Annotated in this window: 19 protein-coding genes; 15 read left to right on the top strand and 4 right to left on the bottom strand. The window is 64.2% G+C overall.

Features of this window, described 5'->3' with window-relative positions; translation table 11 throughout:
• Positions 1 to 287 precede the first annotated feature (287 nt).
• Complete coding sequence (gene lepA, locus C7W88_RS15325) at positions 288 to 2,105, top strand: translation elongation factor 4 (RefSeq protein WP_118074206.1); 1,818 nt, start codon at positions 288 to 290, stop codon at positions 2,103 to 2,105.
• 6 nt (positions 2,106 to 2,111) lie between these two features.
• On the opposite strand, the gene C7W88_RS15320 is transcribed toward lepA, so the two are convergent.
• Complete coding sequence (locus C7W88_RS15320; RefSeq protein WP_118074205.1) at positions 2,112 to 2,384, bottom strand: hypothetical protein; 273 nt, start codon at positions 2,382 to 2,384, stop codon at positions 2,112 to 2,114.
• A gap of 63 nt (positions 2,385 to 2,447) precedes the next feature.
• Positions 2,448 to 4,220 (bottom strand): DEAD/DEAH box helicase, encoded by a 1,773-nt coding sequence (locus C7W88_RS15315; protein ID WP_118074810.1) that lies wholly within the window; start codon positions 4,218 to 4,220, stop codon positions 2,448 to 2,450.
• A 256-nt stretch (positions 4,221 to 4,476) separates the two neighbouring features.
• Between C7W88_RS15315 and C7W88_RS15310 the strand changes: the two genes are divergently transcribed.
• The 3 genes from C7W88_RS15310 (at position 4,477) to C7W88_RS15300 (ending at position 6,884) form a co-directional block, all read left to right on the top strand.
• Positions 4,477 to 5,388 carry a CmcJ/NvfI family oxidoreductase gene (locus C7W88_RS15310; protein ID WP_118074204.1) on the top strand — a complete coding sequence of 304 codons (912 nt, stop codon included), beginning with the start codon at positions 4,477 to 4,479 and terminating at the stop codon, positions 5,386 to 5,388.
• A gap of 57 nt (positions 5,389 to 5,445) precedes the next feature.
• Positions 5,446 to 5,934, top strand: a complete 489-nt coding sequence (locus tag C7W88_RS15305; RefSeq protein WP_118074809.1) for a flavin reductase family protein — start codon at positions 5,446 to 5,448, stop codon at positions 5,932 to 5,934.
• Between the two features lie 254 nt (positions 5,935 to 6,188).
• A complete protein-coding gene (locus tag C7W88_RS15300; RefSeq protein ID WP_118074203.1) occupies positions 6,189 to 6,884 on the top strand; it encodes a Crp/Fnr family transcriptional regulator in 696 nt (231 codons plus the stop codon).
• Between the two features lie 78 nt (positions 6,885 to 6,962).
• Here the strand turns inward: C7W88_RS15300 and C7W88_RS15295 are convergent, their stop codons facing one another.
• Both C7W88_RS15295 and C7W88_RS15290 read right to left on the bottom strand, forming a co-directional pair.
• The gene (locus C7W88_RS15295) at positions 6,963 to 9,434 is read right to left on the bottom strand and encodes a TonB-dependent receptor (RefSeq protein ID WP_118074202.1); all 2,472 of its coding nucleotides are present in this window, start codon (positions 9,432 to 9,434) and stop codon (positions 6,963 to 6,965) included.
• 311 nt (positions 9,435 to 9,745) lie between these two features.
• Complete coding sequence (locus C7W88_RS15290) at positions 9,746 to 10,432, bottom strand: OmpW family protein (RefSeq protein WP_118074201.1); 687 nt, start codon at positions 10,430 to 10,432, stop codon at positions 9,746 to 9,748.
• 235 nt (positions 10,433 to 10,667) lie between these two features.
• Between C7W88_RS15290 and ccoN the strand changes: the two genes are divergently transcribed.
• The 11 genes from ccoN to eda all read left to right on the top strand — a co-directional run bounded on the left by ccoN (position 10,668) and on the right by eda (position 20,801).
• Positions 10,668 to 12,314 (top strand): cytochrome-c oxidase, cbb3-type subunit I, encoded by a 1,647-nt coding sequence (ccoN, locus tag C7W88_RS15285; RefSeq protein WP_118074808.1) that lies wholly within the window; start codon positions 10,668 to 10,670, stop codon positions 12,312 to 12,314.
• Between the two features lie 24 nt (positions 12,315 to 12,338).
• Positions 12,339 to 13,088 (top strand): cytochrome-c oxidase, cbb3-type subunit II, encoded by a 750-nt coding sequence (gene ccoO, locus C7W88_RS15280; protein WP_118074200.1) that lies wholly within the window; start codon positions 12,339 to 12,341, stop codon positions 13,086 to 13,088.
• Positions 13,085 to 13,255 carry a cbb3-type cytochrome c oxidase subunit 3 gene (locus C7W88_RS15275; RefSeq protein WP_118074199.1) on the top strand — a complete coding sequence of 57 codons (171 nt, stop codon included), beginning with the start codon at positions 13,085 to 13,087 and terminating at the stop codon, positions 13,253 to 13,255. Before ccoO ends, C7W88_RS15275 begins: the two co-directional genes overlap by 4 nt.
• Entirely contained in the window at positions 13,248 to 14,183 is a 936-nt protein-coding gene (ccoP, locus tag C7W88_RS15270) for a cytochrome-c oxidase, cbb3-type subunit III (RefSeq protein WP_118074198.1), read from the top strand. The genes C7W88_RS15275 and ccoP overlap by 8 nt, the downstream gene beginning before the upstream one ends.
• A gap of 23 nt (positions 14,184 to 14,206) precedes the next feature.
• On the top strand, positions 14,207 to 15,724 hold the full coding sequence (gene ccoG / locus C7W88_RS15265; RefSeq protein WP_118074197.1) for a cytochrome c oxidase accessory protein CcoG: 1,518 nt from the start codon (positions 14,207 to 14,209) through the stop codon (positions 15,722 to 15,724).
• Positions 15,721 to 16,191, top strand: a complete 471-nt coding sequence (locus C7W88_RS15260) for a FixH family protein (protein ID WP_118074196.1) — start codon at positions 15,721 to 15,723, stop codon at positions 16,189 to 16,191. The genes ccoG and C7W88_RS15260 overlap by 4 nt, the downstream gene beginning before the upstream one ends.
• Positions 16,188 to 18,311, top strand: coding sequence for a heavy metal translocating P-type ATPase (locus C7W88_RS15255; RefSeq protein WP_255418783.1), 2,124 nt, complete (start codon positions 16,188 to 16,190; stop codon positions 18,309 to 18,311). The genes C7W88_RS15260 and C7W88_RS15255 overlap by 4 nt, the downstream gene beginning before the upstream one ends.
• Positions 18,308 to 18,457 (top strand): cbb3-type cytochrome oxidase assembly protein CcoS, encoded by a 150-nt coding sequence (gene ccoS / locus C7W88_RS15250; protein ID WP_039335141.1) that lies wholly within the window; start codon positions 18,308 to 18,310, stop codon positions 18,455 to 18,457. Before C7W88_RS15255 ends, ccoS begins: the two co-directional genes overlap by 4 nt.
• Positions 18,454 to 18,714, top strand: coding sequence for a hypothetical protein (locus C7W88_RS15245; protein ID WP_162896087.1), 261 nt, complete (start codon positions 18,454 to 18,456; stop codon positions 18,712 to 18,714). The genes ccoS and C7W88_RS15245 overlap by 4 nt, the downstream gene beginning before the upstream one ends.
• A 4-nt stretch (positions 18,715 to 18,718) precedes the next feature.
• Positions 18,719 to 20,053: an oxygen-independent coproporphyrinogen III oxidase gene (gene hemN, locus C7W88_RS15240; protein WP_118074806.1), complete on the top strand. Its 1,335-nt coding sequence runs from the start codon at positions 18,719 to 18,721 to the stop codon at positions 20,051 to 20,053.
• A gap of 133 nt (positions 20,054 to 20,186) precedes the next feature.
• Positions 20,187 to 20,801, top strand: coding sequence for a bifunctional 4-hydroxy-2-oxoglutarate aldolase/2-dehydro-3-deoxy-phosphogluconate aldolase (gene eda, locus C7W88_RS15235; protein ID WP_118074194.1), 615 nt, complete (start codon positions 20,187 to 20,189; stop codon positions 20,799 to 20,801).
• The last annotated feature ends 16 nt before the right edge of the window (positions 20,802 to 20,817 follow it).

The following is a 20,817-nucleotide window of genomic DNA, read 5'->3' as shown; positions in this document are numbered from 1 at the left end:
TCCGTTCACTGTGTTGCCGGAGCCGCTAGGCGCTGAAAATGACGGGTTTGTGACAGTCAGTTGACGCAATGACGGATTTCGCTTCGAGAAACTCGACTTATCCGGCTGATTTTCCGAGGAAAGATAATATTTCGGCTTTGTGTCCGATGTCGAAAAACTGACGCGCATCTGCAAAGAATCGCGCTTTGGTGCTTTCGCCAATGCAGACTCGGGCCATCGTGACTCGCAGGTGCACACCTGCTAACGGCCCTCCGGTGCGCACCGCACCGCTTCATTCAAAGACCGACATGACCGACCTTTCGCTGATCCGCAATTTCTCCATCATCGCCCATATCGACCACGGCAAGTCGACGCTGGCGGATCGTCTGATCCAGTACACCGGCGGCCTTTCCGAGCGTGAAATGTCCGAGCAGGTGCTCGACAACATGGACATCGAGAAGGAGCGCGGCATCACCATCAAGGCGCAGACCGTGCGCCTTGATTACAAGGCCAAGGACGGCAAGACCTATCAGCTGAACCTGATGGACACGCCGGGCCACGTCGACTTCGCCTATGAAGTGAGCCGCAGCCTTGCCGCGTGCGAAGGCGCGTTGCTGGTGGTGGATGCGGCGCAAGGCGTAGAAGCGCAGACGCTCGCCAACGTCTACCAGTCGATCGAGCACGACCACGAGATCGTGCCGGTGATCAACAAGATCGACCTGCCCGCCGCCGAGCCCGAGAAGGTCAAGGCCGAGATCGAGGACGTGATCGGGCTTGATGCCAGCAATGCGGTGATGACCAGCGCCAAGTCGGGCATCGGCATCGAGGAAGTGCTCGATTCCGTGGTGGAGCGCATTCCGCCGCCGAAGGGCGACCGCACCGCGCCATTGAAGGCCATGCTGGTGGACTCGTGGTACGATCCGTACCTTGGCGTCGTCATTCTCGTTCGCGTCATCGACGGCGTGATCAGGAAGGGCCTGCAGGTCAAGTTCATGGCCGGCGGGACCGAGCACCTGATCGACCGTGTCGGCTGCATGCGGCCGAAGATCGAGACGCTCGACGAACTGGGTCCGGGCGAAATCGGCTTCATCACCGCGCAGATCAAGGAAGTGGCGCAGGCCCGCGTGGGGGACACGATCACCACCGTCAAGCAGGGTGCCAAGGAAGCGCTGCCGGGCTTCAAGGAAGTCCAGCCGGTGGTGTTCTGCGGCATCTTCCCGGTCGACGCCGCCGAGTTCGAAAAGCTGCGCGAGAGCATCGCCAAGCTTCGTCTGAACGACGCATCGTTCAGCTTCGAGATGGAATCGAGCGCAGCATTGGGCTTCGGTTTCCGCTGCGGCTTCCTCGGATTGCTGCACCTCGAAATCATTCAGGAACGCCTCAGCCGCGAGTACGATCTCGACCTTATTACCACTGCACCTTCAGTGGTTTACCGCATCCAGTTGCGCGCCAGCCGCAATGACGATGCGCGCGAGATCCTGCTGCACAATCCGGCCGACTACCCCGATCCCAGCCGTATCGAACAGATCGACGAACCGTGGATCAAGGGCACCATCTACACGCCCGACGAATACCTCGGCTCGGTGCTGAAGTTGTGCCAGGACCGTCGCGGCGTGCAGACCGGTCTGACCTATGTCGGCGGGCGTGCGCAAGTGACGTATGAGCTGCCGCTCAACGAAGTGGTGTTCGACTTTTATGATCGCCTCAAGTCGATCAGCCGGGGCTATGCCTCGTTCGACTACGAGCAGATTGGCCTGCGCGAGGGCGATCTGGTGAAGATGAGCATTCTCGTCAACAACGAGCCGGTCGATGCGCTGTCGATGATCGTGCACCGCAGCGCTGCCGAGGCGCGCGGGCGTCACATGTGCGAACGCCTCAAGGACCTGATCCCGCGCCACCTGTTCAAGATCCCGGTCCAGGCGGCAATCGGCGGCAAGGTCGTCGCGCGCGAGACGATCGCGGCAATGCGCAAGGACGTCACCGCCAAGTGCTATGGCGGCGACATTACCCGCAAGAAGAAGCTTCTGGAAAAGCAGAAGAAGGGCAAGGCCCGCATGCGCGAGTACGGCAACGTCTCGATCCCGCAGGAAGCCTTCATCGCCGCGCTGCGCATGGGCGAGGAATAAGCCGCCTTACTGTGGCTGAGACTGCATCGGCGTAGTGCCGTCGGCCGAGGAGCGATCCTCGGCTGGCATGTTGGCGGCTGTATTGGCCCCGGCGCCTGATGGCGTGCCGGACGGGTTGCCGTCATAGGCCCCGCCCATGCCCTGATTCTCAGGGATATCCTTGGCATCCATCGGCTGCGTCGGCTTGTCGGCCGTATCGCACGCGCCCAGCATCAGGGCGAGAGGCAGCGCCAGCGCGCCGAGCAGGCGGAAGGTGGCAGGCTTGGGTATCTGGGACATGCAAAAACTCCGGCTTGAACGGTAGTCCAAGCCGGAGCTGCTGATTTCGTTCCGCCGGTTTGATCAGCGTGGCTGGGCTGGGCCCTTGCGGTGCGGCCTTCCCTGAGGGCGCTGGCCTGCCGGGTGCGGGCGGCGGGGGCCGCGATGGTCTTCGCCGCGCGGGCCATCATTGCGGTGGAACTTGCGCGGGCCATCGTTGGCGCCGCGGCGGTTGTCGCGCGCCATTTCGCGCGGACCATCGGGTGCGGCCTCGATGTGGATTCCGTTCTCGTCCTCGCCCTTGGGATCGGCGGTGCGGCGCACGGCATCGGCGAAGCGGTCGGCAATGGCGCGCGGGACCTGGAACCAGGTGTCGTTGGGAGCAATGCGGATCGCGCCGATTTCCTGGCGCGAGACGTGGCCGCGGCGGCACAGCGTCGGCAGGATCCAGCGCGGATCGGCGTTCTGGCGGCGACCCACGTCCATGCGGAACCACACCACATCGTCAAAGCCGGGGCGGTGCGCAGCCTGCTTGCGGCCTTCGTCGGAGCCAGAGAGCAGCTCTTCGGGCTGGGGCAGCGCGGCGCGATGGGCGCGGACCAGCGCTGCGGCCAGTTCCTCGGCGCTGCGCTGCTCAAGCAGGGTGCGGGCAATGTCGAGATCGGCCTCGTCCGGCTCGACCGGCGCGAGAATCGTTTCGAGCAGGCGTTCGCGGTCCTGCGCGCGGATCGCTTCCGGCGTCGGCACTTCGGCCCACTCGGCGTTGATCTTGGCTCCGCGCAGCATCATCTCGACGCGGCGGCGGCGCGGGAACGGCACGATCAGCACGGCGGTGCCCTTCTTGCCGGCGCGGCCGGTGCGGCCGGAGCGGTGCTGCAGCGTTTCGGCATCGCGCGGGATTTCCACGTGGACGACGAGGCTCAGGCTGGGAAGGTCGATGCCGCGCGCTGCGACGTCGGTAGCCACGCAGACGCGGGCACGGCGATCGCGCAGGGCCTGCAACGCGTTGTTGCGCTCCGACTGGCTATGCTCGCCCGAAAGCGCGACGGCGGTGAAGCCGCGTTCGACCAGCGTGGCGTGGAGGCGGCGGACATTGTCGCGCGTGGCGCAGAACAGCATCGCGGTTTCCGCTTCGTGGAAGCGCAGCAGGTTGACTACTGCGGCTTCGATTTCTGCCGGGGCAACGGCAACGGCGCGGTAGGCAATATCGCCATGGCCGCGATTTTCGCCAACCGTGGAGATGCGCAGCGAGTTCTTCTGATAGCGCCTTGCCAGAGCCTCGATCGGTTTGGGCATCGTCGCCGAGAATAGCAGGGTGCGGCGGTTTTCGGGCGTTGCGTCGAGCAGTTCCTCGAGGTCTTCACGGAAGCCCATGTCGAGCATCTCGTCAGCCTCGTCGAGAACGACGCACGCGAGCGCCGAGAGGTCGAGCGCACCGCGTTCGAGGTGGTCACGCAGGCGGCCGGGCGTGCCGACGACGATATGGGCGCCGCCCTGCAGCGTGCGGCGTTCGCGCGAAGGGTCCATGCCGCCGACGCAGGTGGCGATGCGCGCGTGGGTCGGCGCATAGAGCCACTGCAACTCGCGGCTGACCTGCAGCGCGAGTTCGCGCGTCGGCGCCACGACCAGTGCGAGGGGCGCGGTGGCAAAGGGCAGGGCGCTTTCATCGCCGATCAGTTCGGGCGCCATGGCAAGGCCGAAGGCCACGGTCTTGCCCGAGCCGGTCTGTGCCGACACGACAAGGTCGCGGCCAGCAGCTTCGGGTTCGGTGACGGCAGCCTGGACCGGGGTCAGCGCGGTGTAGCCATGCGCTTCGAGAGCCTGCGCGAGCGGGCTGGGGAGGTGTGCAAAAGTCATCGTCAAAATCGCCATTCCTGCCGCCGGAGCGACATTCGCATATGTGTTGGGCCAATATCGGCTGGGTGGCCGGGTGATTTACCCGGCACGAATCGCCTCAGCCCGTTCCCACACAGTGCACGGCGATACCTGTGCGGCGGCCCCTACACGCCTTTTGCGCGTTTGGCTTGCATTTCTTTTCAAGGCGCCACTTGATTAGGCAGCCTAACATATGGGAAGATCGCCGCAATCAGGAACGAGGCCTTGGGAGAGGCAGATGAACGAGACTGCGCAACTTGCACCGATCGAGGACTCTGTCCGCCGCGCGCCCGCGCTGATCCGCTATCTGGGCGAGGGGGACTACGTCACGCGGCGCTATGTCTCCCAAGGCGCGGAGATGAATACCGGGGACTATTTCGATTACCCCTGCGAAGTGCGCGACGGAATGACCATCCGCGATCACTTCACGCTCGATGTGCATGGCTTCGTGCTCGGCAAGCATCGCTCAGCCATTGCCGACTTTCATGACAGGCCAGCGGTCGATGCGGCCTATCTTGCCGAAGTCGAGCAACTGGTGACGCGCCTTTCCGGGGCGAGCCGCACTGCTGCCCAAGGGTGGATGATCCGGACGTCAGCCGATCTCTCGGCAAGGGCAAAGCAAAAGGTGGAAGGGTATCAGCACTCCGGCGGCATCCAGCCACCGGCCGGTGAAGCGCACGTTGATTACAACGAGATCACCGGGCGTCGCGCCGCCGCCCGGGTCTATGCCGACCGGTTTCCCGACGGGCCGGGGTACAAGCGCTACATCTGCTTTTCGCTGTGGCGCACGTTCTCCCCCGGCCCGCAGGACTGGCCGCTGGCAGTATGCGATGGGCGTACGGTGCGTGACGAGGAAACGGCATCGAACACGCTGTTCGTAGTCGACGAATTTCCCACGGGCGATGCCCTGACCGCGCCCGTCGAAGGCGAGGACCAGATGATCGCAGCCACGATCTTTCGCCATCGCGAACGGCATCGCTGGTGGTATTTCTCGAACATGCAGACCGATGACGTCCTGCTGTTCAAGTTCCAGGACAGCGACCATTCTGTGACTTGGCGCTGCCCGCACACGGCGTTTCACGATACCAGCCTGCCCGATGCGCAGACGCGCGAAAGCATCGAGGTGCGCTGCATCGCCTTTTTCGAATAGTCTCGCGTTATTCGGGGATGGTTGACGCGCGCGCGATTTGGCGACAGGCAGGCGCGCATGATCGATTCCCGCCATTTCCGTAACGTCCTCGGCACCTGGCCCACCGGTGTCTGCGTCATCACTTCGGTCGAGCCGGACGGAACCCGGCACGGTCTGGTCGTGGGCTCGTTCAGTTCGATTTCGCTCGATCCGCCGCTTGTAGGCTTCTTCCCCGACAAGCGATCGAGCACCTGGCCCAAGATCGCGGAAACGGGCCGGTTTTGCGTGAACGTTCTGGGCGCCGACCAGCTGGAGCTGTGCAAGCGCTTCGCGGCCAAGGCCGAAGACAAGTTCGCCGAATTGGCGCACGATCACACGCCGTCGGGGATGCCGCTGCTCGAGGATGCAATTGCCTGGATCGATTGCACGGTCGAGCGGGTCGAGGACATCGGCGATCACTTCCTCGTGGTCGGCGCAGTCGAGGCGCTGGACCGGCGCGAAGAAGGCACGCCGCTGCTGTTCTTCCGGGGCCAATATCACGACGTGACGCAGCTCCCCGCGCTCTGAATTCTGCAGCAATCCTAAAAATTGTTGTTGTTTTTGACTTCCGTCAACGCGGGCTCGGGCGCGCGCGGATAGTCATGACTTCGACGAAGCGGGGTGGATGCACCCCACCGGCCTCCGCCCCGCTTCGGCGATTTCTCCCCAACTCGGGCGGCCCGGCAGAAACGGACCGCCCAATTTTTTCGTGCTTCGGAGAGCCCGAAGACCGATCCTTTTCGCCAATTGCCCGAAATGGTTCGGAATGATAACGAAGCGCCATGTCTTCTTGTGATACCTGTGTCGTCCGCAATCGTGCCATTTGTGCCGGACTCGACAACCGTGAGATTGAAGCCCTCAATCAGATCGGTCGACGCAGAGTGGTGACGGCGGGCGAACCGCTGATCTGGGAAGACGATGACTCGCTGCTCGTCGCCAACGTGATCGAGGGCGTGCTCAAGCTGACGACGAGCACCGAAGACGGGCGCGAGCAGATCGTCGGTGTTGCCTACCCGTCCGATTTCATCGGCCGTCCCTTCGGACAGACCAGCAGTGCCAGCGTGGTCGCGCTGACAGACGCGCGTGTCTGCGTGTTCTCCCGCAACGATTTTGACCGCTTCGCCCGCGAACATCCCGAGCTTGAGCACAAGCTGCTGGAGCGCACATTGGCCGAACTCGACCGTACGCGGTCGTGGATGATGCTGCTGGGGCGCAAGAACGCATCGGAAAAGATCGCGACCTTCCTGCTGGAAATGTCCGATCGTCTTGCCGAGACGGGCTGCACTCCCGCGTTTGGCCCCGCCAAGCGCTTTTCGCTGCCGTTCTCGCGCCAGCAGGTGGCCGATGTGCTGGGCCTGACGATCGAGACGGTCAGCCGTCAGTTCACCAAGCTCAAGAACGACGGCGTGATCGAACTGCCCTCGCGTCGTGAGGTCGAGATTCTCAACCGGCAGGCGTTGGTCTCGCTGGCGGGCTGATCCCGGCCTCCAAGGCTTCGGATACGAAAAAGGCCGGCCCCTTGCGGGACCGGCCTTTTTCTTGTCCGACCCGGAAGATCAGAACGACTTGCGCACGGTCATGCCGATCTTGCGCGGCGTGCCGACGTTGTAGCCGAGACGTGCACGGCCACCGCGTTCGCGGTCCAGCGAAAGCAGCGGCGTTTCGTTGAACAGGTTGTTGGCATAGACGAGGACCGAAAGGCCGTTTTCCCAGTTCAGACCCGCCGAAATGTTGACGAGGTTGTAGCTGGGCAGCTGGTAGGATCCGAAGTTGAAGTTGCCACTGCCATAGGCGCCGGTTGCCGGATTGAAGAACAGCGAGTTGCTGAATACGCCCGCGCCGGCTTCCTGATCCGAGGGCTGGGTAAAGCGGTTGCCGACATGCTGGAAGCTGGCATTGGCCGAGAAGTCCATGCCGTTCGAGACTTCGGTCGTATAGCCCGCAGTTGCCGACATCTGGAATTTCGGCACGGTCGGCAGGCGGTTGCCATCACGGATCCCCGCAATGATCGCGCCGGTGCCATCCTTGACGCTGCTGTCGAACTGCGATTCGATCACCGAGCCGTTGACCGCGAGCGAGAAGCCCATGCCAAGCTCGGCAGCGAGTTCCATTTCAACGCCGGTGGTGTGGGCCTTCGGCACATTGAACACCACGCGCGACGAGCAGCTTCCGGCGTCGGCCGTGACCTGCAGGTTGCGGATGTCGTTGTAGAACGCAGCCGCATTGAAGGTGACGGGGCCGCTGGCGAGCTTCACGCCGGCCTCATAGTTCCACAGGCTTTCGTCCTTGTAGGTCTGGCTGTTGCCGAAGATGACCTTGTCGTTGGCCGAGCAGAGCGGCAGGTTCAGCGGGTCGTTCACGCCACCAAGACGGAAGCCCTTCGAAGCCTGCAGGTTGATCGAGAGATCCCGGCTCGGCTGATAGCTGACGATGAAGCGGGGGTTGAACCCGTCGCTCTTGGTCTTGTCGGCAATCCGGCGGTCACCGTTGGCGAAGACGCCGCCCGAGATGAAGTCGCGCGATTCCTTGAAGTCGTAGTAGCGGCCGCCGGCGGTCATCTTGAAATCGCCGATCTTGTAGCTGGCTTCACCGAAGATCGCGAACTGCTCGATGTCGTAAGGGATATCGGCGTTGTACGGCGAGTTCGCTGGGAATCCGTTGGCGATTGCCGCATCGGTCGACACGAACGGGGTCCGCAACGCCGGATTGGCGTTGGGAACGCGGCACGTATTTTCGGCCTGGCAGAGGGCGGCCAGGAACAGGTTGCCGAAGGCGTCGTAACCCGGGGTGGGCAGGCGCTGTGCGTATTTGCGGTCGATCTTGCTGTAGAACCCGCCAAGGACCCACTGGAGCGGGCCCTTGCCTGACGAGGCCAGACGCACTTCCTGCGTCCAGGTCTTCAGCTTGGTGCCATCGCGCAGGTTCGAAGGCAGGTTTGCGCCCGGTGCCACAAGCGGTTCCAGACCGGCGAACGACACCGATACCGAACCAGTCAGGGCCGAAGCATCGCGACTGACCAGAATATCGCGGTTGATATAGGTCGTGACGCTGGTGACCTCGATCGAATCCGAAACGGGCGCCGAGATCGTGAGATCAGCCAGCGTGGTCTTGTCACGGAAGCCTTCGCGCAGCTTCAGGTATTGCGTGTTTTCCGGCAGCGCGGGAGCGCCGGCCAGTGGGCTCTGGTAGAAGTGGTACACGTCCGCGCGGTTGAAGCCGTTGGTCTTGATGTCCTGGTAGACGATGCGCGGCGTGATCTTGAGGCCAGCGACAGGCTCGAACAGCACTGCTGCGCGCACGCCGTAGCGTTCGCCGTCGTTGATGTTCTTGCCGGCAGCCGGGCCAACCGCGTTGATGAAGCCGGCGAAGTGTTCGCCATAGCCGACGACGCGCAGCGCGGCGTTCTCGCCCAGCGGCACGTTGACCGCGCCCTTGGCCGAATAGCCGACATCGCCGCCGTCGAGCACGTTGACGTCAGCGGCGACCTGGCCTTCGGTGGAGCCGAGCTTTGGCTGGTTGGTGATGTAGCGGACAGTACCGCCGACCGAACCCGAACCGAACAGGGTGCCCTGCGGGCCGCGCAGCGTCTCCACGCGATTGAGGTCGAACAGGTCGAAATCGGGCGTGAACAGCGAGAGCGAGGTGACGGATTCGTCGAGGTAGATGCCGACCTGTTCCTTCACGCCGGGCTGGTCGCGGACGATCTGGCCGGCCGAGACGCCGCGTACCGAAACCTGGCTCTGGCCGGGCCCGAGGTTCTGGACAGTGAGGCCAGCGACCGAGCGCGAAATGTCTTCGATCGAGGTGGCGCCGGTCTTCTCGATATCGGCTGCGGTCTGCGCGTTCACCGAGAACGGCACTTCCTGGATGGTCTGGGCGCGCTTGGTGGCGGTGACGACGATTTCGTTGCCGGTGCCGCCGTCTTCGGCCTGTGCTTCATCGGCGGACTGGGCAAGGGCGGGCGTCGCGATCACCAGCGAGGCGACGGACGAGAGCAGAATCCTGCGAATGCGGGCTGGGTTAGCCATTGTTGTATCCTCCCAAAATGGCGCAAATGTCGTTGCGATGGCAACTTGTTCGTTGACAAGCGCTGGAGTTCCCATGCGCCAGTGCAACGGTTCGGCGCAATCAGGCTTTGGGGAAGTTCCGCCTATTCAGCCACACCTGTGGCGGCGGCGCAACAGGCCTGAAACGCCCTGAAATGTTGGGATTCGTAAGTTGGACAAACAAAAAAGTGGCGGGCAGGAAACCAGCGAGGCGATCCCAGAACCTCGTGATTTCCTGCCCGCCGTCCCCAGATCCGGCGCGCGTGGGGGCGCCGGACGGGAAGGGGATTTCGTCAGAAGCGGTAGGCAAGCCCTGCGCTCACGACCCACGGGTCAAGCGAGTGCTTGGTGGTCAGGACTTCGGCATTGCCCGCGTAGAAATGCGCGGTCGTGTCCTGGAAATACTTCTTGGCATCGATGCTGACGCCAAGGCCCTTGTCGTTGACGGGGATGTCCACGCCGGCCTGGAGAGCAAAGCCGACTTCGTTGGACATCTTCACCTTGGTCACGCCGAGGCCGGTGATGCTCGAGCCGGGCTTCTCCCCGAAGATCAGGAACATCGACGGACCTGCACCGACATAGGGCTTGATTCCGCCGCCCAGCGGCAGGTGATACTTCAGCGTCAACGTGGCCGGCAGCACCAACACGTGATCAACGATGTTGGTTGCTGGCGCGAGGGCACCGACGCCGCTGACATGGTGCTGGGTGAAGCAGCAGATCGTCTCGGCCGAGATGTTCGGCGTCAGAAAATACTCGACCGCAAGCGTCGGCACGTAGTTGTCGTTGGCCTTGGTCTGTGCGCCGGTGGTCAGGCCCAGCGGGTCGTTCTTCACTTCCACGATCTTGCCGTCCGGAAGCACGCCGGTGCCGAGCACCTTGACCTGCAACTTGCCTTCGGCCGAGCCGGCAAGGGCCGGTGCCGGTGCAAGCGCGGCGGCTGCGAAGGCCAGGGGCAGGGCGGCGGTAATCAGCTTCTTCATTGCTCTTGTCCTGCGCCACGGATGGCCAGCCCCTCGCTGGCCCCAGATCGTCCATGGCTTGGACAGCCTGATGCACCGCACCGAATCATCAGACATTGACGAAGCGCAAAAATGCGAAATCGCGATCTTCGACCAAAGTATAAGACTGATTTTGCGTGATTTGACTCCGATCAATGTTCCTTCCCTCCCGTGGGTGCAGCGCGACATGCACATCACTCATGGAAGGGAAGGCTCCATGGAATCGGCACTATCGCGCACAGGGCTATGGCTCGTTGCGCTCCTTATCGCCGTCGCCGCCTGCGCTGCAGCCGTCGACACGGGTTTCGCGATCCACATGGGCATCGTCGCGCTCGCCTGCATCCTCGGGCTGATCGTCACGCTGCGCGGGGTGGATCTGTCCAAGGCCATCCTGGCCCCAGACCAGGGCCGCTATGACGACGACGTGATCCGCTGGGGCGTGATCGCGACAGTCTTCTGGGGCATGGCCGGGTTCCTGGCCGGACTCTACATAGCATTGCAACTGGCGCTGCCGGTGCTGAACCTCGGTCTGGAATGGACCGCTTTCGGCCGCCTGCGGCCCTTGCATACTTCTGCGGTCATCTTCGCTTTCGGAGGCAACGCGCTGATCGCCACGTCGTTCTACGTCGTGCAGCGCACTTGCCGGGCGAGGCTGGCCTTCCCCGGCCTCGCCCGTTTCGTGTTCTGGGGATACCAGCTGTTCATCGTGCTGGCGGCAACCGGCTACCTGCTCGGCATCACGCAGGGCAAGGAATACGCCGAGCCGGAATGGTACGTCGACCTGTGGTTGACCATCGTCTGGGTGGCCTACCTCGCGGTCTTCGTCGGCACGATCGTCAAGCGCACCGAACCGCACATCTACGTGGCGAACTGGTTCTACCTGTCGTTCATCGTCACCGTGGCGATGCTGCACATCGTCAACAACCTGAACTGGCCCGTCAGCTTCGTCGGCAGCCGCAGCTACCCGATTTTCGCAGGCGTGCAGGGCGCGCTGGTGCAATGGTGGTACGGCCACAACGCGGTCGGCTTCTTCCTCACCGCCGGCTTCCTGGCGATGATGTACTACTTCGTCCCGAAGCAGGCCGAACGCCCGGTCTATTCCTACCGCCTGTCGATCATCCACTTCTGGGCGCTGATCTTCCTCTACATCTGGGCAGGTCCGCACCACCTCCACTACACCGCGCTGCCCGACTGGGCGCAGACGCTGGGCATGGTCTTCTCGGTCATGCTGTGGATGCCGAGCTGGGGTGGGATGATCAACGGCCTGATGACGCTCAACGGCGCCTGGGACAAGGTCCGCACCGATCCGATCATTCGCATGATGGTCATGGCGCTCGCCTTCTACGGCATGAGCACCTTCGAAGGCCCGATGATGTCGATCAAGTCGGTCAATAGCCTGTCGCACTATACCGACTGGACCATCGGCCACGTTCACTCCGGCGCGCTGGGCTGGAACGGCATGATCACCTTCGCCGCGGTCTATTACCTCGTGCCGCGCCTGTGGAATCGTGAACGCCTCTACAGCTTGCGCATGGTCAACTGGCACTTCTGGCTCGCGACCGTGGGCATCGTCTTCTACGCCGCTTCGATGTGGGTGGCAGGCATCACCCAGGGCCTGATGTGGCGCGAATATGGCGCTGACGGCTACCTGGTGAACAGCTTTGCCGAAACCGTCCTTGCGCTGAAGCCGATGTTCTTCCTGCGCGCCTTCGGTGGCCTGCTTTACCTCGCAGGGGCCGTGGTCATGACGATCAACGTCTGGCGCACGATCCTCGGCCATCTGCGTGACGAAGCGCCGATGAGCGACGCCGCCTACGATCCCGAAAAGGACCGTCCGATCCTCGCCGCGCCTGCCGCAGCCTGATCAGACGCATCCGGAGAAAATCCCATGACGACAATCGTGGAAAAGCACAAGAAACTGGAGCGCAACGTGACGCTCCTCGGGCTCGCGGCCTTCGCCGCGGTGACCGTTGGCGGCATCGTCGAGATTGCCCCGCTGTTCTGGATCGACAACACGATCGAGAAGGTGGATGGCATGCGCCCCTACACGCCGCTCGAGCAGGCCGGACGCGACATCTATGTCCGTGAAGGCTGCTATGTCTGCCACAGCCAGATGATCCGTCCGTTCCGTGACGAGGTCGAACGCTACGGCCACTACAGCCTTGCCGCGGAATCGATGTACGACCATCCGTTCCAGTGGGGCTCCAAGCGCACCGGGCCAGACCTTGCCCGCGTCGGCAATCGCTACTCCGACGAATGGCACGTGCAGCACCTGAAAGATCCGCGCGCCGTGGTGCCGGAATCGATCATGCCGACTTACGCGCATCTGGCCGAGCATGACCTGAACCCGGGCGACATGACGGCAGAGCTGCGCACGCTCTACCAGGTCGGCGTGCCCTACTCGAAGACCGACATCGACAAGGCCAACGAGGACCTCAAGACCCAGGCCGATCCCGACGCCGATGCCAGCGATTTGCTCAAGCGCTATCCCAAGGCTCAGGCGCGCGACTTTGATGGCGATCCGAAGCGCCTGACCGAGATGGATGCGCTTGTCGCCTATCTTCAGATGCTCGGCACGCTGGTCGACGTGAATGCCCCTGCCGCGCAGGAGAAGCTCGCGAAGGAGAAGGGCCGATGAGCACCCACTCCACCTACGACCTGCTGCGGCACCTCGCCGACAGCTGGGGGCTTGTGGTCATGACGGCGATTTTCCTGGGGCTGAGCGCATGGCCGTTCCGTCCCGGCGCCAAGCCGCTGAACCGCGAAGCCGCGAACTCGATCTTCAAGGACGAAACCGATGTCTAAGCAGCGCATCGACGACGCAACCGGCGTCGAAACCGTCGGCCACGAATGGGACGGCATCGAGGAACTGAACAATCCGCTGCCGCGCTGGTGGCTGTGGAGCTTCTACGCCTGCATCGCCTTTTCCATCGCCTACTGCGTGGTCTATCCGGCCTGGCCGATGATCGACAAGGCGACGGCAGGAACCTTCGGCTGGACCAGCCGCGGCCAGCTCGACCAGGAGATGAAGGCAGAAGCCGCCCGGAAGGCGGGCCTCATGGCAGAGCTCGACAAGGCCTCGATCGAACAGATCGCTGCCGATCCGCGCCTGCGCCGCGCCGCGATCGACGGCGGCCGCGCCGCGTTCAAGGTCAACTGCATCCAGTGCCATGGCAATGGCGCGGCTGGCAGTGCGGGTTATCCCAACCTCAACGACGACGACTGGCTGTGGGGCGGCGACGTCGCCACGATCCACCAGACGCTTGTGCATGGCGTGCGCCAGCCCGGCGACGACGCCACGCGCATGAGCCAGATGCCAGCCTTCGGGCGCGATGGCATACTGACTCCGGCGCAGGTGCAGGACGTGGTCAGCCATGTCCGCGTGATCAGCGGACAGGAAAGGCCGAGCGGCTCTTCGCAGCGCGGTGCCGAAATCTTCGCCGCCAACTGCGTCGCTTGCCACGGGACCAACGGGGAAGGCGGACGGGCCTTCGGCGCGCCGAAGCTTGACGATGCGATCTGGCTCTACGGTGGTGACCGCAAGGCGCTGACCCAGACGGTGACCAACGCCCGTTACGGGGTGATGCCATCGTGGGGTGCGCGTCTCGATCCGGTGACGGTGAAGATGCTGGCCACTTACGTCCACTCGCTGGGTGGCGGCGAGGAAGCTCCGGCTCCTGCCGCTGATCCTGCCGCTCCCGACACTGCCGCAGCCCCCGCTGCTGCCAAATAACCCGAACACAGGACAACACGGTCATGACTGCGCACGATCCCAAACTCCGCGCGGACCACTCGAATGAAATCGGCCTCTACGAAAAGCGCAAAGGCGTTTTCCCGAAGGCCATCAACGGACCATTCCGCCGTTTCAAGTGGCTGGTCATGATCGTGTGCCTGGGCATCTACTGGGGCACCCCGTGGATCCGCTGGGACCGCGGCCCCTACGCGCCCGACCAGGCGGTGCTGATTGATTTGGCACACCGCCGGTTCTTCATGTTCGACATCGAAATCTGGCCGCACGAATTCTATTTCGTGGCGGGCCTGTTGATCATGGCCGGCATCGGCCTGTTCCTCGTCACCTCGGCGGTGGGCCGTGCCTGGTGCGGCTATGCCTGCCCGCAGACGGTGTGGACCGACCTGTTCCAGCACGTCGATCGCTTCGTTGACGGTGACCGCAACGCGCAACTGCGCCTGCAGAAGGCTCCGTGGACCGCGGCGAAGATCGGCAAGCGCGCGCTCAAGTGGACGATCTATCTCGCGATCAGCTTTGCCACCGGCGGCGCGTGGATCTTCTACTTCGCCGACGCGCCGACGCTACAGTACGAGTTCTGGACCGGCACTGCCGCGCCCGTCGCCTATGCCACCACCTTCGTCCTGACGATGACCACGTTCATCTTCGGCGGGTTCATGCGCGAGCAGGTGTGCATCTATATGTGCCCCTGGCCGCGCATCCAGACCGCGATGCTCGACGAGAAGAGCCTGATCGTCACTTACAAGGACTGGCGCGGCGAACCGCGCGGTTCGGTCAAGAGCGCGGTCAAGGCGGCAACTCCGCTGGGCGATTGCATCGACTGCATGCAGTGCGTCGCGGTCTGCCCCACCGGCATCGACATTCGCGAAGGGCCGCAGATCGGCTGCATCACCTGCGCGCTGTGCATCGACGCCTGCGACAAGGCCATGGCCGACGTCGGCCGCCCGCGCGGCCTGATCGACTACTGCACACTGGTCGATGCCGAGAAGGAGAAGCGGGGAGAGGAACCGACGCCGGTCCTCAAGACCATGTTCCGTCCGCGAACGCTGATCTACCTCGGCGTGTGGTCGGCGATCGGCGCGGCCATGCTGTTCATGCTCGGCCAGCGCGCGCGGCTCGACATCTCCGTCGCCAAGGATCGCAACCCGGAGTTCGTGACGCTGTCTGACGGGACGATCCGCAACGCCTACACGATCAAGCTGCGCAACATGGAAGAGCGCCCGCGCACCTTCCGCGTCGCTCTGGAAGGCCTCGAAGGCGCGGCCATGTTCACCGACGAGATGGACGCTGCCGCCGCCAAGCGCGATCTAACGTTCCGCGTCCCCGCCGACACCACGCAACGCCTGCGCATCTACGTCGTCGACCAGCGTCGTGTTGAACACGGCGAGCACCATCGGGAACACCACGAAGGTCACCACGAACGGGGCCACGGCGAATTCGCCTTCGTACTGACCGCGCCCGACGATGAAGGCGGCATGGACCGCAGCGAAACCAGCTTCACAACTCCGGAAGGACACGGCGAATGACCCAGCACAGCCGTACCGCTCGCCCGTTCACCGGCAAGCACATCACCCTGATCCTTGTGAGCTTTTTCGGCGTAGTCATCGCCGTCAACGTTCTCATGGCGCGTCTGGCGTCATCCACGTTCGGCGGCGTCGTGGTCGAGAATTCCTATGTCGCCAGCCAGCAGTTCAACGGCTGGCTCAAGGAAGCCAGTGCCGAGCAGGCGCTTGGCTGGAAGGCTGGCTTCGCTCGCGACGGGCAGGGCAGGGCGGCCATCACCCTGCGTGACAGCACCGGTCAAGCCATCGCTGCCGCCCGGGTCACCGCCGTGGCCGAACACCCGCTTGGCCAGCGTCCCGAGACGGACCTGACCCTACGCGAGACCGCACCGGGCACTTACGCCGCTCCGCTGGAAGCCGGCCGCTGGCGCCTGCGCGTGATGGTCGAGGCCGAGGGCAAGGTCTGGCGCACGGTGGGAGAAGTCCTGTGACTGCGCCTTCCCGCCTTCGTGCCGTGCCTGACGATGCGATCCACACCGTCCTTGCGGTTCCGGGGATGCACTGCGCAGGCTGCATGGGCAAGGTCGAGCGCGCGCTAGCCTCGCTCGATGGGGTCGCCAGCGCCCGGACCAACCTCACTGCCCGAACGGTCGACGTGGTCCACGCTCGCCAGGTCGAAATGCCCACGCTGGTCGCCACGCTCGCCGCCACTGGCTTCGAGGCGCAACCGCGCGAGATCGAGGCCGAGCCTGTCTCGGCGGTCAAGCCGCTGCTTGCACCGCTCGGTGTCGCTGCCTTTGCCTGCATGAACGTCATGCTGATGTCGGTCAGCGTCTGGTCGGGCGCAGATGGCACCACGCGGTCGCTGTTCCACTGGGTCTCGGCGATGATCGGCGTGCCGGCCATCGTCTATGCCGGACGCCCGTTCTTCACCTCGGCGTGGAAAGTGCTGCGCCACGGCAGGACCAACATGGACGTGCCGATCTCCATCGGCGTGACCATCGCCACCGGCCTGTCGTTCTACGAAACGCTGACCGGCGGCGTCGAAGCATGGTTCGATGGCGTGCTGATGCTGCTGATGTTCCTGCTGGCAGGCCGCGTGCTCGATGCGATGATGCGCGACCGCGCCCGCTCGGGCGTCGATGCACTCCTGCGGCAGGTGGCTACCGGCACCATGGTCGTCGAGGCGGACGGCGCAACCCGCTGGCTCGATACGAAGTCGCTGCAGCCCGGCATGCTCATGCGCGTGGCAGCCGGCGAACGCCTCGCCGCCGATGGCGAAGTCCTGCGCGGCACCACCCGCTTCGACCAGTCGCTGCTGACCGGCGAAAGCGCCCCGGTCGAAGCGGCTCCGGGCACGCTGGTCCACGCCGGAACGCTCAACGTCGATGCCCCGGTCGACGTGCGCGTCACTGCCACCGGGCACGACACCGCCCTGTCCGAAATCGCCCGGCTGATGGAAGCGGCAGGCCAGTCGCGCTCGAAGTTCGTGCGCATCGCCGACCGCGCTTCGCGGCTCTACGCGCCCGCTGTCCACACCTTGGCTGCACTGACGTTCGCCGGATGGATGATCGCCGGGGCAGGGGTCTACCAGTCGCTGGTCATCGCCATCGCGGTGCTGATCATCACCTGCCCATGCGCACTCGGCCTCGCCGTGCCGGTGGCGCAAGTCGTCGCAGCAGGCGCGTTGATGAAGAAGGGCATTCTGGTCAAGGACGGTTCCGCGCTCGAACGCATGGCCGAAGTCAACCGCATCCTGCTCGACAAGACCGGCACGCTCACGCTCGGCCGTCCCGTGCCGGATGAGGTCGCGCTCGGTGCGCTGACGGATGCGCAGGCCTCGGTGGCCATGGCCCTTGCAAGCCACAGCCGCCATCCGCTGTCGCTCGGACTGGTCCAGGCGCTTGGCGCACTCGGCGTGCGGGCGGCAGTCCTGGAAAATGTGCGCGAGGAAGCAGGGCAGGGCATCACCGCACGCTGGAACGGTCTGGCGGTCGCGCTGGGCCGTCCTGCCTCGTCGCAAGGCATGGCAACGGCCTTCCGCATCGAAGGCGATGCCGTCCGCGTCATCCCCTTCGCCGACCGCCTGCGCCCCGATGCGCCCGAAGCGCTTGCGCAGTTGCAGGCTCTTGGCGTCGATCCTTCGATCCTGTCGGGCGACTCCGTCCCGGCGGTGGCCGCCGTTGCCCGCGCCACTGGCCTGACGGCGCAAGCCGCCGCCTCTCCGGCCGACAAGCAGGAGGCTCTCCAGCGCCTGCAACGTGTCGGCTGGAAGGTAATGATGGCAGGCGACGGCCTGAACGATGGTCCCGCGCTCGCCGCCGCCAACGCCTCGATCGCGCCCGGCTCGGCCAGCGATGTCGGACGGCAAGCGGCGGACATGGTCTTCACCGGAGACTCGCTCCTCGCCATCCCCCGCGCGGTCCGAGTCTCGCGGGCGACCATGCGCGTCGTCCGCCAAAACTTCGCGCTCGCCATCGGCTACAACGTGCTGGCCGTGCCGTTGGCCATCCTCGGCCACGTCACCCCGCTGATCGCGGCCGTCGCCATGTCGACCAGTTCGCTGATCGTCGTCGCCAACTCGCTGCGCCTTGCCGGAGAGACGAAATGAACGGCATCGCTTTCATGCTCCCGATCGCGCTCGGCATGGGTCTGTTCGGGCTGGCCGGCTTCTTCTGGGCCCTGAAGCGTGGCCAGTTCAGCGATCTCGATGGCGCTGCGGCGCGCATCCTTATCGAGGAAGAGGATCAGCCATGAGCCGACTCATGCGCTTTCTCGCGCCACTGGCCGTTCTGCAGATGGCCAGCCCCGCGCCGTCGCACGCCAGCGTCATGATGGTCGCCTCCTGCGGCGGCAGCGGTGCGCCAATCCCGATCCGCATCCCTGCAAAGGACGATGGCAGCGAGAATCTGCCCTGCTGCAAGATTTGTCATATCTCAATGCGCAAGCGCGCCAGCGCCGATAGCTGTTGTGACAATGGCGATGACGGAGAAGGCGAAGGCGATGGCTGCTGACATGATGACCGGGCCTGAAGTCTTCGGCCAGTGGACCTATTGGCCCGAGCTGCTCGAACGCCCGGTCCCGCGCTACACCAGCTATCCCACCGCTGCCGAATTCGTCGAGGAGAGCTTCGAGGATCGTCAGCGCGAAGCGTTGCAGGCCCTGCGCGGTACGGTCTCGCTCTATCTCCACATCCCCTACTGCAAGGAAATCTGCTGGTACTGCGGCTGCAATACCGGCGCCGCCAACAAGACCCAGCGCCTCGCTGCGTACATGGAGGCGCTCCACCACGAGATCGATCTGGTCTCGCGCCTGCTGCACCCATCGGTAAAGGTCTCGCGCATTGCTTTCGGCGGCGGCAGCCCCAACGCCATCAAGCCCACCGATTTCGTCCGCCTCGTCGACAAGCTGACTCTCAGCTTCCGTCTCGAGAAGCCGGTCCTGTCGATCGAGCTCGATCCCCGCACGCTGGAGCCGGGCTGGTTCATGGCGATCCGCGGTATCGGCGTGATCAAGGCCAGCCTCGGCGTGCAGACTCTCGATGCTCGCGTCCAGCAGGCCATCGGCCGGGTTCAACCGCGGGACGATATCGAGCGCGCCGTCGCAGGCCTGCGCAAGGCGGGGGTCGATTCCATCAATTTTGACTTGATGTACGGCCTGCCGTTCCAGAACGACGACATTCTCGCCGAAACGCTGGACCAGTCGGTCGCCATGGGTGCCGATCGCTTTGCCCTGTTCGGCTATGCCCATGTGCCCCACATGATCCCCCGCCAGCAGCGGATCGATGCCAGCGAACTGCCGGACCAGCGCGCGCGCTTTCGCATGGCCGCCGAAGGGTATCAGCGTCTGGTCGGTGCCGGGTATCAGGCCGTCGGCTTTGATCATTTCGCTCTGCCGGACGACGATCTTGCCGTTGCCTCGCGCTCGGGCACGTTGCGGCGCAATTTCCAAGGCTTCACTGAAGACCAGTCCGAAGTCCTCATCGGCCTCGGCGCATCCTCGATCAGCGAATTCCCCGAGCTTTACGTGCAAACCGAGAAGAACGCCGGCCGTTACCGCATGCTGGTCGGCGCCGATCAGCTGCCGGGACGCAAGGGGATCGTGCGCACGGCGGAAGATCGCCGTCGCGGCGGGATCATCAACGATATCCTTTGCCGGGGCCGGGCCGAGATCGACGCTGATCTTCTGGCCATGAACCGCAGCCGCCTGGAGCCGTTCGTCGCGCGGGGCCTCGCCCGTCTCGAAGGCAACGTGCTCATCCTCTTGCCGGGCAATGAACCTTACGCCCGGTCAATCGCCTCGGTATTCGATGCCTATCGCACCGGTGAGCGCCAGTTCAGCTCGGCCGTGTGACGTTCCTGCAGTCCTGCGTTTCCCAAGAATAGCTATGCGCCTGCCCTTAGCAGGTGCACAATCCGGCTGAGTCGGGTTAAGCCCGCTTCCATCAAAGGAAGCGCGCAGGCAGTTCTGCGCCAGGGGAGACGCCATGAAGCCGATCGAATCCATCATGCGCACCGCGCCGGTCATCCCGGTTCTGGTGATCGAGGACGTCGACCACGCGCTTCCCGTCGCCCGCGCGCTTGTGAAGGGCGGTCTGCGTGTGCTCGAGGTTACCTTGCGCACGCCTGCCGCGCTCGATGTCATCCACGCGATGAAAGCGGTTGAGGGTGCCATTGTCGGCGCCGGTACGGTGACCAATCCCGACGAGCTCAAGGCTGCCATCGATGCAGGTGCGGAGTTCATCGTCTCGCCCGGCCTCACCGAAAATCTCGGCAAGGCCGCCGTGGCTTCGGGCATCCCGTTCCTGCCGGGCATCGCCTCGGCGGGCGATATCATGCGCGGTCTCGACCTTGGCCTGAACCACTTCAAGTTCTTCCCCGCTTCCACTTCGGGCGGACTTCCCGCGCTCAAGGCTCTGGCTGCGCCGTTCTACCAGTGCAAGTTCTGCCCCACCGGCGGCATTACCGCCGCCACCGCGCCGGAATGGCTGGGTTTCGATCCGGTCCTGTGCGTCGGTGGCAGCTGGGTGGTCGGCAAGGGCACGCCCGATGAAGCAGCGATCGAAGCCGCAGCGCGCGAAGCCTCGGCTTTGGGGAAGTAACGAATTCAAGGGAATA

Origin of the sequence: Novosphingobium sp. THN1 (assembly GCF_003454795.1) — a bacterium.
Lineage (GTDB): Bacteria > Pseudomonadota > Alphaproteobacteria > Sphingomonadales > Sphingomonadaceae > Novosphingobium.
The sequence above is the reverse complement of the archived record's forward strand: the minus strand, read 5'-3'. Positions and strand labels throughout refer to the sequence as shown.

Excerpts from the sequence above, each read along its gene's own strand:
- lepA (WP_118074206.1), top strand. The coding sequence starts at position 288 with ATGACCGACCTTTCGCTGATCCGCAATTTCTCCATCATCGCCCATATC.
- C7W88_RS15320 (WP_118074205.1), bottom strand. The coding sequence starts at position 2,384 with ATGTCCCAGATACCCAAGCCTGCCACCTTCCGCCTGCTCGGCGCGCTG.
- C7W88_RS15315 (WP_118074810.1), bottom strand. The coding sequence starts at position 4,220 with ATGACTTTTGCACACCTCCCCAGCCCGCTCGCGCAGGCTCTCGAAGCG.
- C7W88_RS15310 (WP_118074204.1), top strand. The coding sequence starts at position 4,477 with ATGAACGAGACTGCGCAACTTGCACCGATCGAGGACTCTGTCCGCCGC.
- C7W88_RS15305 (WP_118074809.1), top strand. The coding sequence starts at position 5,446 with ATGATCGATTCCCGCCATTTCCGTAACGTCCTCGGCACCTGGCCCACC.
- C7W88_RS15300 (WP_118074203.1), top strand. The coding sequence starts at position 6,189 with ATGTCTTCTTGTGATACCTGTGTCGTCCGCAATCGTGCCATTTGTGCC.
- C7W88_RS15295 (WP_118074202.1), bottom strand. The coding sequence starts at position 9,434 with ATGGCTAACCCAGCCCGCATTCGCAGGATTCTGCTCTCGTCCGTCGCC.
- C7W88_RS15290 (WP_118074201.1), bottom strand. The coding sequence starts at position 10,432 with ATGAAGAAGCTGATTACCGCCGCCCTGCCCCTGGCCTTCGCAGCCGCC.
- ccoN (WP_118074808.1), top strand. The coding sequence starts at position 10,668 with ATGGAATCGGCACTATCGCGCACAGGGCTATGGCTCGTTGCGCTCCTT.
- ccoO (WP_118074200.1), top strand. The coding sequence starts at position 12,339 with ATGACGACAATCGTGGAAAAGCACAAGAAACTGGAGCGCAACGTGACG.
- C7W88_RS15275 (WP_118074199.1), top strand. The coding sequence starts at position 13,085 with ATGAGCACCCACTCCACCTACGACCTGCTGCGGCACCTCGCCGACAGC.
- ccoP (WP_118074198.1), top strand. The coding sequence starts at position 13,248 with ATGTCTAAGCAGCGCATCGACGACGCAACCGGCGTCGAAACCGTCGGC.
- ccoG (WP_118074197.1), top strand. The coding sequence starts at position 14,207 with ATGACTGCGCACGATCCCAAACTCCGCGCGGACCACTCGAATGAAATC.
- C7W88_RS15260 (WP_118074196.1), top strand. The coding sequence starts at position 15,721 with ATGACCCAGCACAGCCGTACCGCTCGCCCGTTCACCGGCAAGCACATC.
- ccoS (WP_039335141.1), top strand. The coding sequence starts at position 18,308 with ATGAACGGCATCGCTTTCATGCTCCCGATCGCGCTCGGCATGGGTCTG.
- C7W88_RS15245 (WP_162896087.1), top strand. The coding sequence starts at position 18,454 with ATGAGCCGACTCATGCGCTTTCTCGCGCCACTGGCCGTTCTGCAGATG.
- hemN (WP_118074806.1), top strand. The coding sequence starts at position 18,719 with ATGACCGGGCCTGAAGTCTTCGGCCAGTGGACCTATTGGCCCGAGCTG.
- eda (WP_118074194.1), top strand. The coding sequence starts at position 20,187 with ATGAAGCCGATCGAATCCATCATGCGCACCGCGCCGGTCATCCCGGTT.